The sequence below is a fragment of the Dellaglioa sp. CoH-56-MRSF-13 genome (assembly GCF_056782095.1).
Map to the genome: position 1 here is coordinate 1 of NZ_JBXAYC010000221.1, position 237 is coordinate 237.

General features: G+C 51.9%; 1 protein-coding gene. It reads right to left on the bottom strand.

Annotated elements, in window-relative coordinates; all coding sequences use genetic code 11:
* On the bottom strand, positions 1 to 237 hold a 237-nt coding region (locus tag AC1RP1_RS08485; protein ID WP_481762803.1), incomplete at both ends, for a hypothetical protein.

Genomic DNA, 237 nt, shown 5'->3' on the forward strand with positions numbered 1-237 from the left:
CTCCAGACCATTTTTCTTTAGCGTCTTGTATGCTTTGTCAAAAGCCCGCACCACCCGATCGCCAACATCTCCTTCAGGTCGATAGAACCAATAGAGTGGGCCGAATTTGTCATGCGTCTTGCGCCCCTTGTACACGCGGCTCGTGTCGCACCCAAAAACCTTTCCGCGATGAGGCTCGTCTCCATTGAGCACAGCCAAAATCTTTGCATGCGGGACCTCGACTATAGCATCCTTTTG